This is a genomic window from Bradyrhizobium sp. S3.7.6, assembly GCF_054061875.1.
Genome location: NZ_JBSSEQ010000004.1, coordinates 421641 through 438837, shown reverse-complemented (window position 1 = coordinate 438837; position 17197 = coordinate 421641). Strand labels below are relative to the sequence as shown.

Here is a 17197-nt window from a genome sequence, read left to right as displayed (position 1 = left end):
TATTACCGGTCTGCAGCCCCGAGATAATCATTGAAACCGCCCGCGCACATTAGTGCCGCGCAATATAGCCATGGCTGGAGCCTGTGAGCCCGTGAGGCGAACTTCCCGGGTCATGGCTTGCGCCCCAGGGCGGTGAGACACAGAAGGCGAAGCTCCGAGAGATCGGCAAGCGCCGTCTCGACCGCTTGCGCGTCCGCAAGCGTGGCCGCGCTCCTGAAGGCCGCGGCCAGCTGGCCGATCCTGCCCAGCAGCAGCGCGACGTCCTCGTGGTTCGAGGTCGGGCGCCTGGTGCGCGCGGCATGGGAAAGGCGAGGGCGGTGTTTCTGAGGAAGGTAGCGACCGGTACGCCCGCTGCACTAGCTTTTGCGCATACAAGGGCGTCTTCGAGCGGGGTGAAGCGGACAGTGTGCCGCTCGTCTCGCTGCCGTGTCTCGCTGCCGCTCTCCGCCATCGCACCTCCCATGCCATGGTGACTCCCGGGCCATGCCCGGTCGTGGTCGCGAGGGGCGCGAAAGCCCCTCGTCGGCGGGCGTGCATAAGAGCAGCGCTCGCCGCAGGCGGTGTCCAGGGGCGGCCATGAGCCCTTGGTCGTGGGTCCAAGGGGCATTGAAGGCCCTTTGCCGGATGTCCGTGAAAGTTACGCTAGTCACGGCACGCAGATCATCCGGGGCGCGTCCAAGGCCGCCTGTGCCATGGTCGCAGGGTGCGGGATCGAAAGTCCCGCGTCGCCCGCTTATTCGCCAGCGCGAGCTGGCGATACGTTCGGGCGACATAGACGGGGGTGTAACGGGGGGTGGCGTTTGAGCTCCCCTCAAGGTGTGCGCGGTCTGCCCGCGCACACCTTGTATCCTTCACAATTCCCCTAATCTCAGTTTGCCATAACTCTACGTGAGGTTGCAAAATGTGCGTCGTAACTTTCGCGCCCGTTCCGGCGAAACGATAGAGCCAGTTTGAAAGATATGACACTTCAGCATCCGCCAATTTAGAAATGCAGGCTGGTGATTTGCACCGGCGGTGCGGCTAAACGACCATAAGTAGTGCCATCGGAACGTTCGTCCGGCCTCCTGGTTATGGGGCCAGGGGCTCGATAATGGAGGACGTCATGGCAACTGAGGAACGGGAAACGGGCACCTTGATCGGCAGTGACAAGGTTGAAGGCACGGCGGTCTATGGACCGGATGAGAGCAAGATCGGGTCGATCGAACGCGTCATGATCGACAAGCAGTCCGGCAAGGTTTCATACGCGGTTTTGAGTTTCGGCGGTTTCCTTGGCATGGGAGACGAACACTATCCGCTCCCCTGGCACTCGCTCAAATACGACACGAACCTTGGCGGCTACCGTACCGGCATCACCCAGCAGCAGCTGGAGGGCGCCCCGAAATACGCGAGCGACAATGACTGGAACTGGGGCGACCAGACCCGTACGCGGGCGGTAGATGACTATTACGGACTCGCGCCGATCTGAGGAAAATCTTGTAAAAAAGCCCGCCGCGAGGCGGGCTTTTTTCATTGGAGTAATCCAGCGCAAAAGACCGGGCCGCACCTTTCGGCACTGCCCGGTTCGCAGGTAGTATTAGCTGAAAAGCTTCTTCACGGCGTTCCAGTTATCGACGGCGCGCAGGCCCTTGCGCTTGGTGTAGGACTGCATCGGGAAGCCTAAGTAGCGTGGCAGCCAGCCTTCGACCTTGGTCCGTCCGCCGGTCCCGGCAAGGCAATGCCTGATCGCACCCTTCTGAACCGCGGCTGTCTTGGCAACGTGAATATGAGCGGCCTGCTTTCCCGCTAATTCAGCGAGCATCGCATTAATCGCCGGCTTGTCCCGGAGAAGGTCGAGGAAGGCCTCATCCGGCGTCCACCACTCTCTCATGTCGACGGCAAGGAGATGGCCCAGGATCTCGACGGCCTCGCTTCCTGCCGGCAGGGTTTCGGCCATAAGGAAGGTCAGCACCCGCAGGACATCGTCGTCGGGAAGCGTCAGCAGCTTCGCGAACAGCTTTGGAAGATTGACGGAGCCGTATTCGGCCGCGGTCAGGTAACCAACGCCAGACAGGCCAAGAAGCATCCGCACCTCGCTCTGCTCGGCCGCGAAGACGCCGCTCGCCTTGCCCGCAACTATGGAAGAAGCCGTCGCCTCGTGGCGCGCGCTACCCTGCATTTCAGGCCGGGCCAGCCACAAGCCGTCCCTGCTTATGACGCTGGCGGCGAGAAGACGAAGCGCGATCTGCGGGATTTCAGGAGCACCGCCCGGACCGCACTCTGACGGTGCAGATCGATGTAGCGCATCGCGGCGCTGGTCAGCTCCGGTTTTGCCGGGCGGCCTCTTTTTCATCCTGCTTTCCCGCATTCGCGCTCCTCTCTATCGCTTTCTCCCGCCGTGCGGCTTCCTTTGCATCGAGCCATCCCTCGTGGAAGCCGATTTCGCCGTTGCCGGCGCAGGAGATATAGACCGCGCCTCCTTTTGCCTTCCCGCGCTTAACCTTGTCGTATTGATAAAACGCCGCGCCGATCTCCATGATGACGACGTTGCTCCAGCCCTCCTCAAGATAGGCGGCCTGGCGGTGAATGACCGCTTCCGTCTGCAGCTTCCAGAACTTCTCGGCATCGTCGAAGTAGCGCTCCTCGCCGAAGAGGTCGGAGACGATGTTGCCGGTGTAACGCTCGGGCGGGAATATGGCGGACGATACCGGGATTTCCGCGCCGAACAGCCACGCTTTCAGCCAGCGTCCGGTTGGGGCATGCTCTTTCGGGTTTTTGAAGAGCCTGAACCACGCTTTCTGCTGCTTTGCCGTCGCAAGGGTCAGTTGCTGCATCGTCTCGGCCTCGATTTCCCCGTCGCGGTAGACACTTAATATCTGCGGGATAAGCGCCGCTATCGCGAGGCGCCTTTTGACGAGCAGCTCAGTCACCCCGAACTGGCCCGCTATGTCCGCAATGCTCCGGCCTTGAACGGTGAGGACTGCGAAGGCCTCGTACTGGTCGATCTCGTCCATTGGCAGGCGTGCGACATTTTCGGCAAGCGAAGCCTCAAGCGCGGTCGCATCGTCGCCGTTCTCCAGGAGAGCGCAGGGAAGTGGTGCTACGCCCCCTGTTTCTTCCTGCAGTGCCTGGCAGGCGAGAAGCCTGCGTTGACCTGCGACGACTTCATAGCCCTCGCTATTCGGCCGCACGAGAAGCGGCTGGATGACGCCGAGGCTGCGGATGCTGGCGATAAGCTCGCCAAGATCTTCGCCCGCGCCGCGCTTGCGCACGTTCACCGGCGAGACCTTCAGTTCGGACAGTTCGATATGTTGAAGTTTCATGGGTGTTTTTCTCCATGTTATTGGGTGCTGAATTGCACCGGCTCCCCTTTGGTTCAGCCGGACCAAGCCGGGTCCCAAGCTCCTCTTCGTTTCAGGAGGGTCCGCGCGCAGCGCGGAAGCCGGAAACGAAAGGAGCTCTGAGCAACGGACGCGGCGCAGCGACGGCTGGTAAGATTCGGGGATCGTAAGAAGCTAATTGGGAGTGATCTGGATGCCTCGGTTTGAAACCCGCGCGAGGGACAGTCACCTTCCGGCCGAAACCCGTCCGCGGGGTTCGGGGAGCGCCGCTGGCGGCGCGAGTATGGCCCGCCCGGTAACGGGCGCGCTGAAATCAATCCTGCTGCAGGATTGCCGTACCCCGCCTAGGAACCCCGCCCGGCGAGGAGGGTTTTTCTCATATGAGCGAACCCATTCCCTGGCTGATCGAGAATGCGATCCAGATCGCCTGGGACTACCTCGAACGTTCCGGGGAAATTATCGATGCCGAAGAGACCAGCCGGTTTCTCCTGAAATCCGTCGATGAGATGGTCCTGAAGGTTGAGCGCAGGAAACTGATGCTGGCCAACCGGGCCATCGACGCCTACCGGTTTCGTAAGCTGCGGCTTGTCTCGTAAGGAGCGAATATGGAAAAGCCGACGCAGCAGCAGCTGGATGAGCTGAAGAGGTTGAGCAGGGAAGCCCGCGTCAACGACTGGTCGGAAATTGTCCAGTCAAAGGAGGAGGCGGAGAACCGCATCCGCGACCTCAAAGAAAAAGCACGAATGGAATAGGTGACGCATGCCTGACGAACCAATTAATGGACGCGAACCCGAATTCTCGGAAGAAGATTTGCAGCGTGAGGCGCTCGGCCCGCGCGGCGTGCCGGGCAAGGAGAGTCCCGCGAAAATGACGCCGCAGGCGGAAAAGAATACGCCCAAAGATCCCGACACCGGCCACACAAAGTAACGCCCGCGCGCAGCAATCCGGACCCTCGGATATTGCACAGTTGCGCATGAGCATCACGGTCGTTGTGGTTCATCACGCAATGTTGCGCTCTCCCGCGCCGTGAGCCGGGCCAGTTCTCTCACCAGCTCGTTTGTAAAATCATTTTCCTGGTCATCGCCGAAGCCGGCGACACCGCATGTCCTCCTTGTCCAGTCTTCGCACCACCGTCAGCTCGCATGGCCGCAAATGCACGGCATTCCTCCACTGCGTTTTGGCCGCAAGCGGTGCAGCCCGCTGCCGAAGGTGCAGGGCCTTCCTCCAGGAGGCCGCGATGGTCGCGGTCCGAACGATGGAGGAAAAAATGAGAGTGATTTCACAATCCGAACTGCTGCGCCTGTCCCGTCTTGAGCTCACGGCGCTCCTGCGCAAAATAGCGAGCGAGCTTCCGGCCTTGCCGGAAGGATCTCACGAGCTGCGGATAGCTCACTACAACCTTTACAATATTCGCCTCACGCTGGCGCGGCCGCATTTCCGACCGCGCTGAGCGCTTCGGGCGTACGCGGTGAGCGCGATCATTCGCGCTCACCAGCCAGCTTCTCGCAGGCGTACCAGACCATGAGGTTCTTGAAGCTGTCGTAATCTGCCAGCATGTCCGAGCGCTTGAAGCCAACGATCATTTCGCAGACATTCGTGTGACCGTATTCCTCGGCGTCGGCGACGGCCATTGCCCAGATTTCGTCTGCAAAGCGATCGAAGATGCAGACCGTATCGCTAGTGTAGCTGATGGAAGGGAAGCCGCAATCCGCTCCGTGCCGCGCGATGTCCCGCGCATGTGCCTTGAGGTTTGCGTTGAACCACGACTGAAAGCTTGTTGCGCGGATGCGCAGGGACTTGCGTTGGCGGGACCGGTTAGACATCTGAAGCTCCTTCGCTTTCTGAGCCGCCCTGAGTAGCGGTCTCGATGCCCAGCGAAGGCGCCGGGGAACAAGCGGATGCGGAACTTCACCGCAGGTGAAGCGGCCCGGCCTGCCGGAAGCCGAGGGATTAGCCTTGAAGCGTGCGCGCCCCGGCGCAGATTGGCATCCTGAAAGAGACCCCCGGGAGGCTCCGGTATCCAGCGATGGAAGGTGACCGGAATTGGAACGACTCAAACGCAGCCTCGTTAGCCGGCGAGCTTCACCAGCGGTGATGCGACGACCTCAAGACATTGGAGAAGCCCACATGGCAAAGCAGCCAAAGACCCTTGACGACCTGTTTCACGATACCCTCAAGGATATCTACTTCGCTGAGAAGAAAATCCTGGCCACCCTGCCGAAGATGGCAAAGGCTGCTCAGAACGAAGAACTGAAAGCAGCATTCGAAAAACACCGGACCGAGACTGAAGGCCAGATCGAGCGGCTGGAGAAGGTGTTCGCCGTGATCGAGAAGAAGCCGCAGGGTAAAACCTGTGCAGCGATCGTGGGCATCACGGATGAGGGCGCCGAGATCATGGAAGAATATAAGGGCTCGCCCGCTCTCGACGCCGGCCTGCTTGCCGCCGCTCAGGCCGTCGAGCACTATGAGATTTCACGTTACGGCACGATGATTGCCTGGGCCGAGGAGCTTGGCCTTGACGACGCGGTCTCGCTCCTTGAGGAAACCCTCGAAGAGGAAGAGGCGACCGACGAGGCTCTGACTGAAATCGCAAAGACGGCGATCAATCAGGAGGCGGAAGCAGCCTGACACTTACGATAAACTAGAAAATGCCCCGCAGTGCGGGGCGTTTTTTTATGCCCGTCCTGTCTAGGGACGGGCGCCAAGTTCCATTTCTTGACAGTGAATTTCAGACATTCGCCACAAAGCTTGGCGACACCTCCGCGGTCCTGCATCGAGGCTGCCGTGACCCGCTCTTCACTGGACGAACTACGTCAGCGCTATGTCGTCGAGGGCAGGCCGCTTGAGGCGAGCCTTGAAGAAATCCTGCGCGCTGACGGCCGCGCGGGAGCGCGTGCGATCCTCGCTGCGATTGAGAAGCGGCGCTTTGAAAACCGATCCGAAGGACAGCGGCTTCGCAAGATGCTCCGCTATGAAACGCTTCTCTGGGATCAGGGACAGGATGCCGTTGCTGGTATCGATGAGGCCGGAATGAGCCCGCTTGCGGGGCCTGTCGCGGCTGCCGCAGTTATCCTGAAGCCCGGCACCCGCATAACCGGCATCGACGATTCGAAAAAGCTCGATGCGAATTCGCGTGAGGCTCTCGCGATCGAGATCAAGGAAAAGGCGGCTTCATGGTCTGTCGCGTTTGTCGAAGTCAAGGAGATTGACACCATCAACATCTACTGGGCGGGCATCCTTGCCATGCGGCGGGCTGTTGAGGGGCTGGGAATATCTCCGCAGCATCTCCTGATCGACGCGAAACGCCTGAAAGACGTAGCGATCCCGCAGCAGGCGATTATCAAGGGCGACGCCAAATCCGCGAGCATCGCGGCCGCTTCCATTCTGGCGAAAGTCTCGCGCGATGCGCTGATGCGGACGCTCGATACGCTTCACCCGGGCTACGGCTTCGCCGATCACAAGGGCTATCCTGTGCGCGCCCACTATGCCGCCCTTGCGCGGCTTGGCGCGTGTGCCGCGCATAGACGCTCATTCGGTCCTGTGCGTGAGGTCCTTGGCTTGCCGACGTTGCCGCCCTGGCCCCTGGCATCGGAACGTGCTGGTGCCATGTCTGGGCTGGAAGACTAAGGCTATCGCCCGTCTACTCGGCGGGTGCGCCTGTCGTCGTCTCGCTGGAAGGCGCGGTCACTGTCACGTCATGGCCCTGCCGCAGCGCAAGTGAGGCTGCCGCAATTGCCGCCTCGAATGCAGCTTCCTTCGTGGCGTATTCATTCTCCGCCTTGCCATCATGACGCACCCGCCATGTGCCTTCGGTGCCAAATATCTCGTATTTCGCGATGCCCATGCGGTGCTCCTTCCTAGCCTGCGTCGTCGACTGTTTTCGGCGGCTGGGTGTTGCTTGGCGGATCGGACGCCGGAAAGCTGTCCTTCAATCCCTTTTTCAGCTCGTCATCCGACTTCTTGTCGGCGGCCGAGCGCTCTTTTGGCGTGTCTGCGTGTTTATCGGTCGGTGCCGGATTGAATTTGTCTGCCATGGCATCTTCTCCATTGCGGAAAAAAAACGGCGATACCCCCGGTCTTTCCCTTCTGAACCAGTTACCGCTTGCTTCCTCCGACCAAGTGCTTCGACGGCGGAGCGTCAGCGGCGCGGGTCACGCGCCGCTGACGCATCCCAATTACCGCAGCAGAAGGATCAGGATGATGAGCGGGATCGGAATTCCAAGGAGCCAGAGTAAAATCGGCATGATGTTTCCTTTCGTTTATCGGCGGCGTTTCCAGGTGCCGTCGCGAAGGCCGCCGCCTTCGGTGGCTGCAAGGCTGGCGCAGAAGGCGCCGAGGAGAAGCGAAGCCGTGATCCAGAATGCGAGCGAAGCGGTTGCCTTGCGTGCGGCATCGATGTCGGTCTTAATCTGTGTGACGCCCTCATTGACCCGCTTTTCCGCGTCCTGCTGGCTCAGGCCCGTCCGGGCGGCCACGACCTTGACTGTGTAATCTCGGTCCGGACCCTTGAGTTCGCCGCCGTTGCGAAAACTTCGCGTGAAAAGGCGGACTGTTTCGCCGCGGGCATCGGCGGGGTTAGCATTCTGTGCAGCGGGATCGCCCCGCAGGATAGTGTCGACATAACCGTCCATCGGACCGGTTGATTGAGCGGCGCTCGTGACGGCTCCTTGGCTCACACCGGCTGCGGTGCCGCCAATCAGGCTTGTCGCCGGGCTAGCGAGCACAACGGCGCCGAGTACCGAAGCTAAAGCCCACGCGATAAACCCATGCGCCGTATCTCGGAAGTAGACCTCATCCGCGTGCACGCCCTCCCATGCCGTCCGCAGACGCCCGGCGAGATACCCGCCGATCGACGACGAGATCATGGCGATAACGATCAGATAAAGCCCGGTCGTGATTTTGAAAGTGGTGGCCGAAACGCCTGAGCCTCCCCACGGCGAGATCGCGCTTAGGCCAAGTCCGGTGCCAAAGGCGAGCAGTACGAGGGTCATCGCGCACGCGGCGACTGCGCCCGCGATGATAGAAGGCCAGGACACACCTGTTCCAGGCGAGCCCGCGGGCCCTCCCGGTGCAACCACGACGGTATCGATCATATAATTCGCTCCGCAAATGACCGCGCCTCGCGCCGTCTGCCGCAATAATGAGCATGTGAGAGGTTGGTTCCTAGGCAATGGAACTTTAGGACGCAGTGCCGATTTATCCCGGCGGCTGACACAGGGGCGACATTCATGAAGGGCAAAGCAAAAGCTAAAGAGCCATCCGGAGTTTCGAAGTTTTTCGGCGAACTCGCCAACCGAACCTCGTTGGCGGCAGGCCGGGCTTCAACGTTCATTATCGCGGCCGGCATCGTCATCGTATGGGCGGTAAGCGGACCGGTCTTCGGTTTCTCCGATACGTGGCAGCTCGTGATCAACACAGGAACGACGATCGTCACGTTCCTCATGGTGTTTCTCATCCAGAATTCTCAAAACCGCGATAGCGCCGCGATCCAGGTCAAGCTCGACGAATTGATCCGGGTCGGCGCGGCCCGTAATTCACTGGTCGGTATCGAACACCTGACAGACGATGAGATCGAGGATCTACGCCGCAAATGCGAGGCGAGGGCGCGCGCTGAAAAATCGGCCGACAAGACCGTCGACAAAACGCGGAAGTCCGCGCGACGGGCCGCGGAAAAGGTCGCGAACTGATGCGGGCGGGCACTCAGTCAGAGAGGCCCGCTGCCCAAAGCATTGACGCAATTCTTCGCCTTGAAAAGCAGGACGAAGAAACTCTCGCTGTCCATCACCGTCTGTTTCACTGGATCGGCTGGTTCGCCGGCACCGTTCAGTTTTTCTTTCTTCAATGCGTGTTCGTGCTCGGCTGGATCATGCTCTGCCACTTTTTCCCGCATCACGCCTTCGACGAATATCCATTTCCCCTGCTCGCGACGATCCTCGCGGTCGAAGCCGTTCTCCTCACCTCCTGCGTGCTGATACGCCAAAGCCTGATCGACCGAACTCTCGAACGGCGCGATCACCTGGAGCTGCAGATCAATCTCCTTGCAGAGAGGGAGGCGACCCAGTCGTTGCGCATGTTGCAGCGATTTGCGAAGAAATTAGATGTCGAGGACATCGAGGATGGCAGCCCGGATGAGCTTGCAAGCGAGACGTCGGTCGATCAGATAGCGCAGGACTTGAGAGACCGGCAGGACGAAGAAGCGAAGCAGTAGACAGCGCGAGGCTTGGAGCCCGAAAACGGGTCAGGTGATCTGCTCCGTCGTGCACTGTTTCGGTGCCTTATCCGGGCGCCAGCGCAGCAGTCGCGTCCCATGCCGAAACCTTCCGCTCGTTACATGGTCGAAACTGACCTCCGCGACAAGCTTGGTCTTCAGGGGCTGCCACTCCGTCGAACGCTCTGTCGCCCATCGGCTTGGTCCGCCCGGCGCATCACCCGTGAAGCCGGGCGGCCCGACCAGCTTCTCAAGCCGCGCGGTCAGTGCTTTTCTATCCTCCTTTGCAAACGCTGACGTGAAGCCGACATGGTCGAGTAGCCCCTTGTCATTATACAGGCCGAGGAGAAGCGAGCCGACGAGCTTACTGCCCTGTGCATAGCGGAAACCTCCGACAACGCAGTCCGCTGTGCGGATGCGCTTTACCTTAAGCATTGCGCGTTCGCCGAAGCGGTAATCGAGATCGATCTGCTTGGCGATGACGCCGTCGGTCCCTGCAAACCCTTTATCGAGCCACACCTGTGCAGTTTTGAGGCTTGCCGTTTGCTTCGTCAGGCTCACCTGCTGGTGCTTGAACCCGGCTGAGATATCTCCAAGCGCCTTGTGCCTTTGCCCAAACGGCTCGGCGCTGATGCTTCTGCCGCCTTCGCTGAGAAGCGTATCGAACGCAGTGAATATCGCAGGCGTTTCGATCGAAAGCTTCCTGATCCGGCTCTCTGCCGGGTGAAGACGCATCTGCAGCGCATCGAATGAGAGCTCACCATCGATCCTGATGAGTATCTCCCCATCAAGAGCCAGCCTTTTAACGCCAATTGAAGCGATCGCTTCTATTACCTCGGGAAAATAGCGGTCGAGCGGCTTGCCGGATTTGCCTTGCAGCCCGATCGTCTTACCATCCTTCAGCGCGAGGCACCTGAACCCATCCCATTACGGCTCGTACACCCAGTTCGCGCCTGCGGGAAGGGCGGTGACGCTTTTCGCCTCCATCGGGCGGATAACTTGATGTTTGGCGGGTTTGGCGCTCTTCATGCCTACTCCTTGCGAGGAGCCAACGCGTGTAAATACCGCGTCGTTCCGCCTGTAAGGCTGCGTTGAACCACGAGCGAAAATCTTTCGCACGAATCGTAGGGGATTTGCGGTGACGGGACCTGTGGGACATCTGCAGCTCCTTCGCCTTCTGAGCCGCATTAATTGACGGTCTCAATGCCCGTGGGAGGGTGACGGCGGATAAGCGGATGCGGAACTGCAGCCGAAGGCGTAAGGCCCGGCCTGCCGGAAGTCGATGCGACCCTTGCAGCGTGCGCGCGCTTGCGCAGCGTTAAGGCATGATGTGAGACCACTAATTGCGGATCATAAAGAGAAGTGAAGTATGGCGGACACGAGACCTGCGTCACGGCTCTAGATCATCGCCTTCGCTATGCCGCGCAATTGGGACGACGCGCGGGCGCATTTGGCACGGCGCTCTCTGAAAACGTGATGAGGAACGTGCAATCAACTGCGAAAATTGCTTTCAAAAACTCCTCATCGCGGCCGGCAGGCGGTGGGCGTGAGGCGGAGTGCTGTTCCGCTAGCCATAAGCGACGCTTCGCTGTGAGTAGCCGGCCGAAGGCTAACCCTTGAGCATTTGTTAGTGCGCCCCGCTGGCTCATAACAAGAATCGCGATCACGATTTTTCAGTCGATAGTTCGATGACCGACCAAATCGATTGCTTTGTCGCACCCCGTTCTTCGCGCGCACGCGATATTTATGGAAAAATGAGCGCCGCATCGATTTAGGGCTCGGTGGTTCTATGGTTGCTGGTCCGCTGCCGCGTTGGTACTCTTTTTTTGTATTGTAAATGAAGATTATGCACGGCGGTCGCCGAGGGCTTCTGAGCCATCGCACCAGTGGCTTTTTGCTTCTCTCCGTTTCTGTATGAACATTGGTACGAACAATATCATTAGGTAAGGAGATCACCTTGGTTGAAAGGGAGAACATGGTTAGGTCAATTTCGGAGAAAGTAAAAAAGAACTGGTTGGTCGCCTGGATAGTGGTCTTGTTCGTCGCATCGTCAATTTATGGGGTGGTTGACCTGCCCCTGAAGTTTCACCCAGTAGCGGTTAGAGTCTCGGCGGATGTTACGCCGTTTGGCGCGGTGTGAGCAACGTGCGATCGGCGGAGCTGGTCGGGGTTGCGCAGCCGATCGCACGTTGCGGTGAGGTAGGCGGCATAGGCCGCAGGGGTCAGATAGCCGAGCGAGGAATGCGGGCGTTGGCCGTTGTAGTCGCCGACCCAATCCGCAATCTTGGCGCGGGCGTGATCGAGGCCGAAGAACAAGGTTTCGTTGAGAAGCTCGTCCCGCATCCGGCCGTTGAAGCTTTCACAGAAGCCGTTCTGCATCGGCTTGCCCGGCGCAATGAAGTGCCAGTCGATCTTGTTCTCCTCCGACCAGGCCAGCATGGCATTGCAGGTGAACTCGGTGCCGTTGTCGGAGACGATCATGCCCGGCTTGCCGCGCTGATTGATCAGCGCCGTCAGTTCGCGTGCCACCCGCCGCCCCTGGATCGAGGTGTCGGGGATGGCCGCCAGACATTCCCGGGTCACGTCATCGACGATATTCAGGACCCGGAAGCGACGGCCGCTGGCGAACTGGTCGTGGACAAAATCCAGCGACCACCGGGCGTTCGGCCGAGCCTCGACCAGTATCGGCGCTCGGGTGCCCACGGCGCGGCGGCGGGCCCGGCGCTTGCGCACGCTGAGGCCTTCCTCTCGATACAGACGGTAGATCCGGTTCCGCCCGGACGGCTCGCCCTGCTGGCGAAGCAGCACGAACAGCCGGCGGTAGCCGAACCGCCGACGGGCATTAGCAAGCTCGCGCAAGTGGCCGCGTAGTTCGGTGTCCGGCGGTCGGCACGATCGGTACCGAACCATCTTGCGGTCAGCGCCGACGATGCCGCAGGCCCGCCGCTCCGCCAGACCCATGACGGCCTGCAGGTGCGCGACGGCTTCGCGCTTGGCGACGGGCCCTACCATTTTTTTGACAAAAGCTCGCGTAGCGCTGCAGCATCCAGCATCTGCTCGGCCAGCAGCTTCTTCAGCTTGGCGTTCTCGTCCTCGAGTTGCCGCAACCGCTTGGCATCGGAGACGTCCAGACCGCCGAACTTCGCCTTCCAATTGTACAGCGTCGCTTCAGAGACGCCATGCTTCCGCGCCAAATCGGCAGCCTTCGCACCCGCCTCATGCTCACGCAGCACGCCAATAATCTGCTCTTCCGTAAACCTGGCTCGCTTCATCTGTCCGTCCTTCAGAAGGCCGGACTCTAACTTCAACTGGAGGAAATCGGCAGGGGCAGGTCAACCTCAGGTGCCTGATCTAGAATCTCTATCGCGCCCAGAAGTGAGGTTCGCATTTCCGGAGTGAGTGATTGAAAGGAGAGGAATGCCGCCTTCAAGGTGTGGTTCGTTGACGCTGCTGCAGCTGCGCTCAACAGTAGCTCGACTTTCTCGACGTCCCGATTGCCGTCCGCGCGCAAGTATGACGCCGCCGATGCATCCGGCGCGTGGCCTGTTGTGAGTAATACGAAACGAGTGCGGCTGGGTAATGAAGGGTTTTCTTTTGCGGCCTCGGCCCAAACTCTCAGCGTCTTCCAAAGATCGGGGCTCGAATCTGTCAGATCACCAACTTTGTTTATATGGTGCTTCGTTTGAAGGAGTTCTAGCGGAGTACCTGCTGTCTCAAACGAGACATCGTCGAACCGTTCGATCGCAACGTCGATGCTAGAGTCGCCATAAGCGATGCGCAGGCTTTCAAATAGAGCGAGCCGGGCCTGGTAATAATATCCGGCTGCAGAACTCGCTGCCGTGAATGCGCGGTGGCCCTCGTTCACAAAAATGACCTTTCAGAAATGCTCTACACTGTATACGTGCATAGATGCCTGCATACTCTCACAGCTGTGGTCAAGCACAGACTGTGAGCCGTTAAAAGTTATGCAAGAAACTTGGGAGTTTTTGACAACCTAAGGCGTCACGAATGCCGATCAGTATAGCGTCGGTTTGAAATTAGGGCGATGCAGCAATTGCAATTTGGTGCGGGCGGCCGGAATTGAACCGGCACGAACCTTGCGGTCCTACGGATTTTCATCCCACTTCGGCTTTCGCCGCCGTCGTAAGGCGTTTGTGGTCTGGACTATCCCTTCACCTTGGCGCGTGACCGCTGTAGGTGCTGCCCGTCTAGTCTCTACACCTTCCCCCGGGTAGGGGCTTGGCTCGGGATTGCCATTTCACAGGTTTCCCCGAATTTGAGCAGTTCTGCGTCTGCGGTTTCCCGCAGAGCACTCAATCGTCTAAGTCCGTTGCGTCTACCAGTTTCGCCACGCCCGCACTGCCTCCATCTATAGCGAAGGGATCGGAGTCGGAAAAGCGGTTTATTCACATGATATTGTTATGGTTTTCTGCTTCGCGGTGATCTAGGGCGAGGCGCAGGTTCGTCGTCCTCAGCGTGGCGCGGGCGTTTTTGCTTGCGGACGTTAATCGCGGTGGTGTCGAGCGTATTCACCAGATGGGCGGCGTAATACTTCTCGATCATCTCGACGCTAGTCCGGCAGTTCTTTGCGATCTGGTACACGTCAGCGCCTTCCATCAACCGCAGGCAGATATACGTGTGCCTGAGCGAATACGCGGTGCGTGACTGACCGTCCCGGTCCTTCTTGAGCTCCAGTTCATTGAGGATGATGTCGAAAAGCTCATGGTGCCGTTTCGGGAAAATAAGGTCAGTTGGCTTCGGAAGCCGTTCGATCACTGTCTCTTCGCCGTTCTCATCTTTTCGGCTACCTGTCGCAGTCGTTTCTGCAGGCGTTTGAAGGGCTGAACCGCCCCCGGCATGCTTTTGCAGTAACCGACGCCGCGCTTGCCCCGCACTTCGATCTCCAGAATGGTTTTTTGAGACCGTCGTCATGCGCGACCTTCACGTCCCGGAATTGAAGTCTCCATGCTTCGTCAGGCCGCAGACCGGTGTTGACCATAAACAGAATGAAATCGTGCAGCTGCTCGCTTTCCCAAGCGTAGCGTACCCGTTTGGGGTTTTGAGCGCGTTCGCGGGTCGCCTGATACAGGCGTTTGTATTCATCGGGCGCAAGCCACGCCCGATGAGAGATTTTGCCGGACTTTTTGTACGGTTCCGACAAGTCCGGCATCATCTTGAGCCCGCTGTGGCGTACAGCGGCCTTTAGCACCTGGCGGATGACGACGACTTCTTGATGAATGGTATTGCGGGCAGGTGGCTTGCCATAGAGCTGCATCGCCTTTTCGTGGCGATAGACCCGGTAGTCCTGCAGGAGACCTGGCGTTACCTCCGGAAGGTACTTGTCAGCCATGAAGGGTAGATGTGGTTTTCGAGGCGGCGGCGGTGTGCGCCGACGTAGACCGGACTGCGCTGGCCGTGCGTGAGCACGGTATATTCGCGCAGGAATTTTTCGGCGGCGAAGCGGAAGGTGACTTCCCCTTCCCATTTTTTCTTGTCTTTCAGTTCGCCCCTGAGGAGCTTTCCTTGCAGGGTGAGATACCAGTCCTTTGCAACGTCCTTCGCTTGGGCGAGGCTGATCTGCTTGGTGGTGGCGCGGTGATTGAAGCCCTTCAGGAAGATGGCACACTGCCAATACTTGCTGTTCTCACGTTTATAAACGTGGAGCTCGCCTCCCATCAGCTCGTGATGTGCTGACTCTTGATCTCCTTTCACAACCGCCTCCCTGAAATACAATTATAGCACGAAATGTGTAATAACTGTGTAGCAGATTTTAGGTCGGGTATTCGAGCCATAACGGCGTAGTATGCTGTTATTATTAGTCTTTTTTCAGCAAGTAAATTATACGATCACAATTTTAAGTCTCCCGCGGCGTCTTCGACGGCGGACCTTTCGACTGGCTTCGTCCTCAGTCTGTTCACCGGGCTTGGTCTTTTGGTGGCATACGCGCTGCTGGGATGTACCTGGCTCATCATGAAGACCGATGGCGAATTGCAACGGCGGATGACGGTTCTGGCGAAACCGGCAGCGTCGGCGCTTATCGCGACGATCACCATTGTGAGCATCTGGACGCCGCTCGCTCACCCTGACGTGGCACAGAGATGGTTCTCCCTTCCGAACCTTCTTTTTTTCGCGCCCGTACCTTTGCTGGTATTGCTCGCGACGGTCTTGCTCATTCGTTCTCTCTCCAACGGATATCACGCAGCACCATTCATGCTGGCGTTGTGCTTGCTTTTTCTGGGCTACAGCGGTCTGGCAATTAGCCTCTGGCCGAACATCGTTCCGCCTTCCATTTCAATCTGGCAGGCAGCAAGTCCGCCTCAATCGCTCGGCTTCACGCTCGTCGGCGCGCTTTTCATTATCCCCTTCATCCTGATCTACACTTCGTGGTCCTACTACGTCTTCCGCAGTAAGGTCCCGGCCGGCGAGGGCTATCATTGAAGCAACGCATGACCTCAAAGCATCGACCAGATTGGGGAAGCCGGCTGGGTTGGCTCGTGATCATCTGGGCGGCGAGCGTCGCGACACTGGGAATTGTCGCGCTGCTGTTCCGGTTGCTGATGAGCGCGGCAGGACTGACGATATGAGGCGAAGAGCACTTTAACGTTGCGAAATGACTTAAATGTATGTGGTCGAAACTCGCAAATTAGGCGAAGACAAAATCGCTCAAATCCAGACTTCGGGCGATTTTTCAAGATTGGAAATTGCGGCGTGGCTCGGCCATATCGCCCTTCAAGTCGGTAAAGACACAGTTCGCGTGAACCACTTGTTCTTGAAAGCGCTAGAGCGAGCGCGTGTTGACGTTGCCCGCGTTTATCGCAGATCCTTCCTCATCTGAGGTTGCCTCGCGGGCCGTGTATCACCGGCCAGTCGCCTCTTCCTGCTCGAGGAACTCTTCCGACCAAGGGTGATGGACATTCTGGTTCAGCCCCTCGCGGCGGCGAGATGCGAAATTTTCGCGCGAATACCTCCGACAAATCAGTGGCGAGGTAGTATGCGCTGCAGCTGGTGCCGCCGCGTTTAAATCCGTAGGCCTTTCGTCGGGGGAGTTTCGTCCCCGCGTAAGCTGTCGGGCTCAATGCTCGGGCGCGATACTGCTTCAACAGCGACCACCGTGAAAGGCACTTTCCGTCTTGGTCATTTACTGTCTGCCGCGTTCACGGTGACCGCGCATCATTGGATCGACACGGTCTCGTTGCCGTTTGTTAAACGGGCGCTCGACGTGATGCTCGAGGATAAAATTGCGTGTGGCCTCGATAATCTCAGCCGGCATCGACACCGTCTCGACCAGGTTGTTGCCAGCGTCAGTGAGGGCCTCGCCCTCTGAAGGATCAGCTGTTACCGTCAGAATATCGAACGCCGGAGCCGCAGGCTCAGCCGCGACCGGCCGCAAAACGACCCACAGCATCGGTGTCCCCGAGGCAAGATTCTGAAGATAGTTCTCCGTTTCGGTTCGGTGCAATTCGATCGCGGCCTCGCCCGCATAGAATAGGGTCGTCTCACCTTTTTCACCGATCCGCGTCCAAGGCGCGGCCGACGGCTTTCCAACAAGCACGGAAACTGGCCGCCAAAGGAAATCGAGCCACGGGCTCTTTGCCTTACGGCGCTCAATCACCACGCCAACAACAATTCGCACGCTGACTGTCGAACACACACCCATCTCCGATGCGCCGAA

The 17197-nt window shown here is 59.0% G+C and carries 25 protein-coding genes and 2 pseudogenes; 12 read left to right on the top strand and 15 right to left on the bottom strand.

Annotated elements, in window-relative coordinates; all coding sequences use genetic code 11:
- Positions 1-49: 49 nt before the first annotated feature.
- Entirely contained in the window at positions 50-451 is a 402-nt protein-coding gene (locus tag ACVJ5M_RS47745; RefSeq protein ID WP_456679820.1) for a plasmid mobilization protein, read from the bottom strand.
- A 651-nt stretch (positions 452-1102) separates the two neighbouring features.
- On the opposite strand from ACVJ5M_RS47745, the gene ACVJ5M_RS47740 reads away from it, so the two are divergent.
- Positions 1103-1465: a PRC-barrel domain-containing protein gene (locus ACVJ5M_RS47740; RefSeq protein WP_354098947.1), complete on the top strand. Its 363-nt coding sequence runs from the start codon at positions 1103-1105 to the stop codon at positions 1463-1465.
- Between the two features lie 108 nt (positions 1466-1573).
- Here the strand turns inward: ACVJ5M_RS47740 and ACVJ5M_RS47735 are convergent, their stop codons facing one another.
- Complete coding sequence (locus ACVJ5M_RS47735) at positions 1574-2329, bottom strand: hypothetical protein (RefSeq protein ID WP_456679804.1); 756 nt, start codon at positions 2327-2329, stop codon at positions 1574-1576.
- Positions 2295-3299 (bottom strand): ParB/RepB/Spo0J family partition protein, encoded by a 1005-nt coding sequence (locus ACVJ5M_RS47730; RefSeq protein WP_162479134.1) that lies wholly within the window; start codon positions 3297-3299, stop codon positions 2295-2297. Before ACVJ5M_RS47730 ends, ACVJ5M_RS47735 begins: the two co-directional genes overlap by 35 nt.
- Positions 3300-3697: 398 nt before the next feature.
- Between ACVJ5M_RS47730 and ACVJ5M_RS47725 the strand changes: the two genes are divergently transcribed.
- The 4 genes from ACVJ5M_RS47725 (at position 3698) to ACVJ5M_RS47710 (ending at position 4767) form a co-directional block, all read left to right on the top strand.
- On the top strand, positions 3698-3913 hold the full coding sequence (locus ACVJ5M_RS47725) for a hypothetical protein (protein ID WP_162479135.1): 216 nt from the start codon (positions 3698-3700) through the stop codon (positions 3911-3913).
- A gap of 9 nt (positions 3914-3922) precedes the next feature.
- The gene (locus tag ACVJ5M_RS47720; RefSeq protein ID WP_231145558.1) at positions 3923-4069 is read left to right on the top strand and encodes a hypothetical protein; all 147 of its coding nucleotides are present in this window, start codon (positions 3923-3925) and stop codon (positions 4067-4069) included.
- 7 nt (positions 4070-4076) lie between these two features.
- The gene (locus ACVJ5M_RS47715; protein WP_179945620.1) at positions 4077-4244 is read left to right on the top strand and encodes a hypothetical protein; all 168 of its coding nucleotides are present in this window, start codon (positions 4077-4079) and stop codon (positions 4242-4244) included.
- 310 nt (positions 4245-4554) lie between these two features.
- On the top strand, positions 4555-4767 hold the full coding sequence (locus ACVJ5M_RS47710) for a hypothetical protein (protein ID WP_354100541.1): 213 nt from the start codon (positions 4555-4557) through the stop codon (positions 4765-4767).
- 28 nt (positions 4768-4795) lie between these two features.
- Here the strand turns inward: ACVJ5M_RS47710 and ACVJ5M_RS47705 are convergent, their stop codons facing one another.
- The gene (locus ACVJ5M_RS47705) at positions 4796-5140 is read right to left on the bottom strand and encodes a DUF7222 domain-containing protein (protein ID WP_231145560.1); all 345 of its coding nucleotides are present in this window, start codon (positions 5138-5140) and stop codon (positions 4796-4798) included.
- A gap of 304 nt (positions 5141-5444) precedes the next feature.
- Between ACVJ5M_RS47705 and ACVJ5M_RS47700 the strand changes: the two genes are divergently transcribed.
- Complete coding sequence (locus ACVJ5M_RS47700; protein ID WP_162479137.1) at positions 5445-5945, top strand: YciE/YciF ferroxidase family protein; 501 nt, start codon at positions 5445-5447, stop codon at positions 5943-5945.
- 156 nt (positions 5946-6101) lie between these two features.
- Complete coding sequence (locus ACVJ5M_RS47695) at positions 6102-6944, top strand: ribonuclease HII (protein ID WP_354100542.1); 843 nt, start codon at positions 6102-6104, stop codon at positions 6942-6944.
- 13 nt (positions 6945-6957) lie between these two features.
- Here ACVJ5M_RS47695 and ACVJ5M_RS47690 read toward each other — a convergent pair whose 3' ends face one another.
- The 3 genes from ACVJ5M_RS47690 to ACVJ5M_RS47680 form a co-directional block, all read right to left on the bottom strand.
- Positions 6958-7161 carry a hypothetical protein gene (locus ACVJ5M_RS47690; RefSeq protein WP_354098957.1) on the bottom strand — a complete coding sequence of 68 codons (204 nt, stop codon included), beginning with the start codon at positions 7159-7161 and terminating at the stop codon, positions 6958-6960.
- A 13-nt stretch (positions 7162-7174) separates the two neighbouring features.
- Positions 7175-7351: a hypothetical protein gene (locus ACVJ5M_RS47685; protein WP_354098958.1), complete on the bottom strand. Its 177-nt coding sequence runs from the start codon at positions 7349-7351 to the stop codon at positions 7175-7177.
- 225 nt (positions 7352-7576) lie between these two features.
- Positions 7577-8410 carry a hypothetical protein gene (locus ACVJ5M_RS47680; protein WP_354100543.1) on the bottom strand — a complete coding sequence of 278 codons (834 nt, stop codon included), beginning with the start codon at positions 8408-8410 and terminating at the stop codon, positions 7577-7579.
- A 135-nt stretch (positions 8411-8545) separates the two neighbouring features.
- Here ACVJ5M_RS47680 and ACVJ5M_RS47675 point away from each other — a divergent pair, with 135 nt between their 5' ends.
- Positions 8546-9004 (top strand): low affinity iron permease family protein, encoded by a 459-nt coding sequence (locus ACVJ5M_RS47675; protein WP_354098960.1) that lies wholly within the window; start codon positions 8546-8548, stop codon positions 9002-9004.
- Entirely contained in the window at positions 9004-9525 is a 522-nt protein-coding gene (locus ACVJ5M_RS47670) for a DUF1003 domain-containing protein (RefSeq protein ID WP_354100544.1), read from the top strand. Before ACVJ5M_RS47675 ends, ACVJ5M_RS47670 begins: the two co-directional genes overlap by 1 nt.
- A gap of 30 nt (positions 9526-9555) precedes the next feature.
- Here the strand turns inward: ACVJ5M_RS47670 and ACVJ5M_RS47665 are convergent.
- The 7 genes and pseudogenes from ACVJ5M_RS47665 to ACVJ5M_RS47635 all read right to left on the bottom strand — a co-directional run.
- A pseudogene (locus ACVJ5M_RS47665) lies at positions 9556-10440 on the bottom strand (ATP-dependent DNA ligase); the annotation flags it as partial.
- A gap of 1170 nt (positions 10441-11610) precedes the next feature.
- On the bottom strand, positions 11611-12678 hold the full coding sequence (locus ACVJ5M_RS47660; protein ID WP_231142186.1) for an IS3 family transposase: 1068 nt from the start codon (positions 12676-12678) through the stop codon (positions 11611-11613).
- A pseudogene (locus tag ACVJ5M_RS47655) lies at positions 12645-12797 on the bottom strand (transposase); the annotation flags it as partial. The pseudogene ACVJ5M_RS47655 and the gene ACVJ5M_RS47660, both read right to left, overlap by 34 nt.
- A 32-nt stretch (positions 12798-12829) precedes the next feature.
- Entirely contained in the window at positions 12830-13390 is a 561-nt protein-coding gene (locus ACVJ5M_RS47650; protein WP_354100588.1) for a hypothetical protein, read from the bottom strand.
- Positions 13391-13944: 554 nt separating this feature from the next.
- Entirely contained in the window at positions 13945-14301 is a 357-nt protein-coding gene (locus ACVJ5M_RS47645; RefSeq protein ID WP_354100589.1) for a site-specific integrase, read from the bottom strand.
- 28 nt (positions 14302-14329) lie between these two features.
- Complete coding sequence (locus tag ACVJ5M_RS47640; protein ID WP_354100590.1) at positions 14330-14875, bottom strand: hypothetical protein; 546 nt, start codon at positions 14873-14875, stop codon at positions 14330-14332.
- Entirely contained in the window at positions 14848-15237 is a 390-nt protein-coding gene (locus ACVJ5M_RS47635) for a hypothetical protein (RefSeq protein ID WP_354099070.1), read from the bottom strand. Before ACVJ5M_RS47635 ends, ACVJ5M_RS47640 begins: the two co-directional genes overlap by 28 nt.
- Before the next feature lie 222 nt (positions 15238-15459).
- On the opposite strand from ACVJ5M_RS47635, the gene ACVJ5M_RS47630 reads away from it, so the two are divergent.
- From ACVJ5M_RS47630 to ACVJ5M_RS47620, 3 genes are read left to right on the top strand one after another with little or no spacing between them, the layout of a single operon-like run.
- Complete coding sequence (locus ACVJ5M_RS47630; RefSeq protein WP_354099071.1) at positions 15460-15963, top strand: cytochrome d ubiquinol oxidase subunit II; 504 nt, start codon at positions 15460-15462, stop codon at positions 15961-15963.
- An 8-nt stretch (positions 15964-15971) separates the two neighbouring features.
- Positions 15972-16109: a DUF2474 domain-containing protein gene (locus ACVJ5M_RS47625; protein WP_354099072.1), complete on the top strand. Its 138-nt coding sequence runs from the start codon at positions 15972-15974 to the stop codon at positions 16107-16109.
- 35 nt (positions 16110-16144) lie between these two features.
- Positions 16145-16360 (top strand): hypothetical protein, encoded by a 216-nt coding sequence (locus tag ACVJ5M_RS47620; protein ID WP_354099073.1) that lies wholly within the window; start codon positions 16145-16147, stop codon positions 16358-16360.
- A 303-nt stretch (positions 16361-16663) separates the two neighbouring features.
- Here ACVJ5M_RS47620 and ACVJ5M_RS47615 read toward each other — a convergent pair whose 3' ends face one another.
- On the bottom strand, positions 16664-17176 hold the full coding sequence (locus tag ACVJ5M_RS47615) for a DUF3305 domain-containing protein (protein ID WP_456679803.1): 513 nt from the start codon (positions 17174-17176) through the stop codon (positions 16664-16666).
- Positions 17177-17197: the final 21 nt, after the last annotated feature.

Bases quoted from the DNA above. Each gene is read 5' to 3' on its own strand.
- ACVJ5M_RS47745 (WP_456679820.1), bottom strand. From the start codon at position 451: ATGGCGGAGAGCGGCAGCGAGACACGGCAGCGAGACGAGCGGCACACT.
- ACVJ5M_RS47740 (WP_354098947.1), top strand. From the start codon at position 1,103: ATGGCAACTGAGGAACGGGAAACGGGCACCTTGATCGGCAGTGACAAG.
- ACVJ5M_RS47735 (WP_456679804.1), bottom strand. From the start codon at position 2,329: ATGAAAAAGAGGCCGCCCGGCAAAACCGGAGCTGACCAGCGCCGCGAT.
- ACVJ5M_RS47730 (WP_162479134.1), bottom strand. From the start codon at position 3,299: ATGAAACTTCAACATATCGAACTGTCCGAACTGAAGGTCTCGCCGGTG.
- ACVJ5M_RS47725 (WP_162479135.1), top strand. From the start codon at position 3,698: ATGAGCGAACCCATTCCCTGGCTGATCGAGAATGCGATCCAGATCGCC.
- ACVJ5M_RS47720 (WP_231145558.1), top strand. From the start codon at position 3,923: ATGGAAAAGCCGACGCAGCAGCAGCTGGATGAGCTGAAGAGGTTGAGC.
- ACVJ5M_RS47715 (WP_179945620.1), top strand. From the start codon at position 4,077: ATGCCTGACGAACCAATTAATGGACGCGAACCCGAATTCTCGGAAGAA.
- ACVJ5M_RS47710 (WP_354100541.1), top strand. From the start codon at position 4,555: ATGGTCGCGGTCCGAACGATGGAGGAAAAAATGAGAGTGATTTCACAA.
- ACVJ5M_RS47705 (WP_231145560.1), bottom strand. From the start codon at position 5,140: ATGTCTAACCGGTCCCGCCAACGCAAGTCCCTGCGCATCCGCGCAACA.
- ACVJ5M_RS47700 (WP_162479137.1), top strand. From the start codon at position 5,445: ATGGCAAAGCAGCCAAAGACCCTTGACGACCTGTTTCACGATACCCTC.
- ACVJ5M_RS47690 (WP_354098957.1), bottom strand. From the start codon at position 7,161: ATGGGCATCGCGAAATACGAGATATTTGGCACCGAAGGCACATGGCGG.
- ACVJ5M_RS47685 (WP_354098958.1), bottom strand. From the start codon at position 7,351: ATGGCAGACAAATTCAATCCGGCACCGACCGATAAACACGCAGACACG.
- ACVJ5M_RS47680 (WP_354100543.1), bottom strand. From the start codon at position 8,410: ATGATCGATACCGTCGTGGTTGCACCGGGAGGGCCCGCGGGCTCGCCT.
- ACVJ5M_RS47675 (WP_354098960.1), top strand. From the start codon at position 8,546: ATGAAGGGCAAAGCAAAAGCTAAAGAGCCATCCGGAGTTTCGAAGTTT.
- ACVJ5M_RS47670 (WP_354100544.1), top strand. From the start codon at position 9,004: ATGCGGGCGGGCACTCAGTCAGAGAGGCCCGCTGCCCAAAGCATTGAC.
- ACVJ5M_RS47640 (WP_354100590.1), bottom strand. From the start codon at position 14,875: ATGGCTGACAAGTACCTTCCGGAGGTAACGCCAGGTCTCCTGCAGGAC.
- ACVJ5M_RS47625 (WP_354099072.1), top strand. From the start codon at position 15,972: ATGACCTCAAAGCATCGACCAGATTGGGGAAGCCGGCTGGGTTGGCTC.
- ACVJ5M_RS47620 (WP_354099073.1), top strand. From the start codon at position 16,145: ATGTATGTGGTCGAAACTCGCAAATTAGGCGAAGACAAAATCGCTCAA.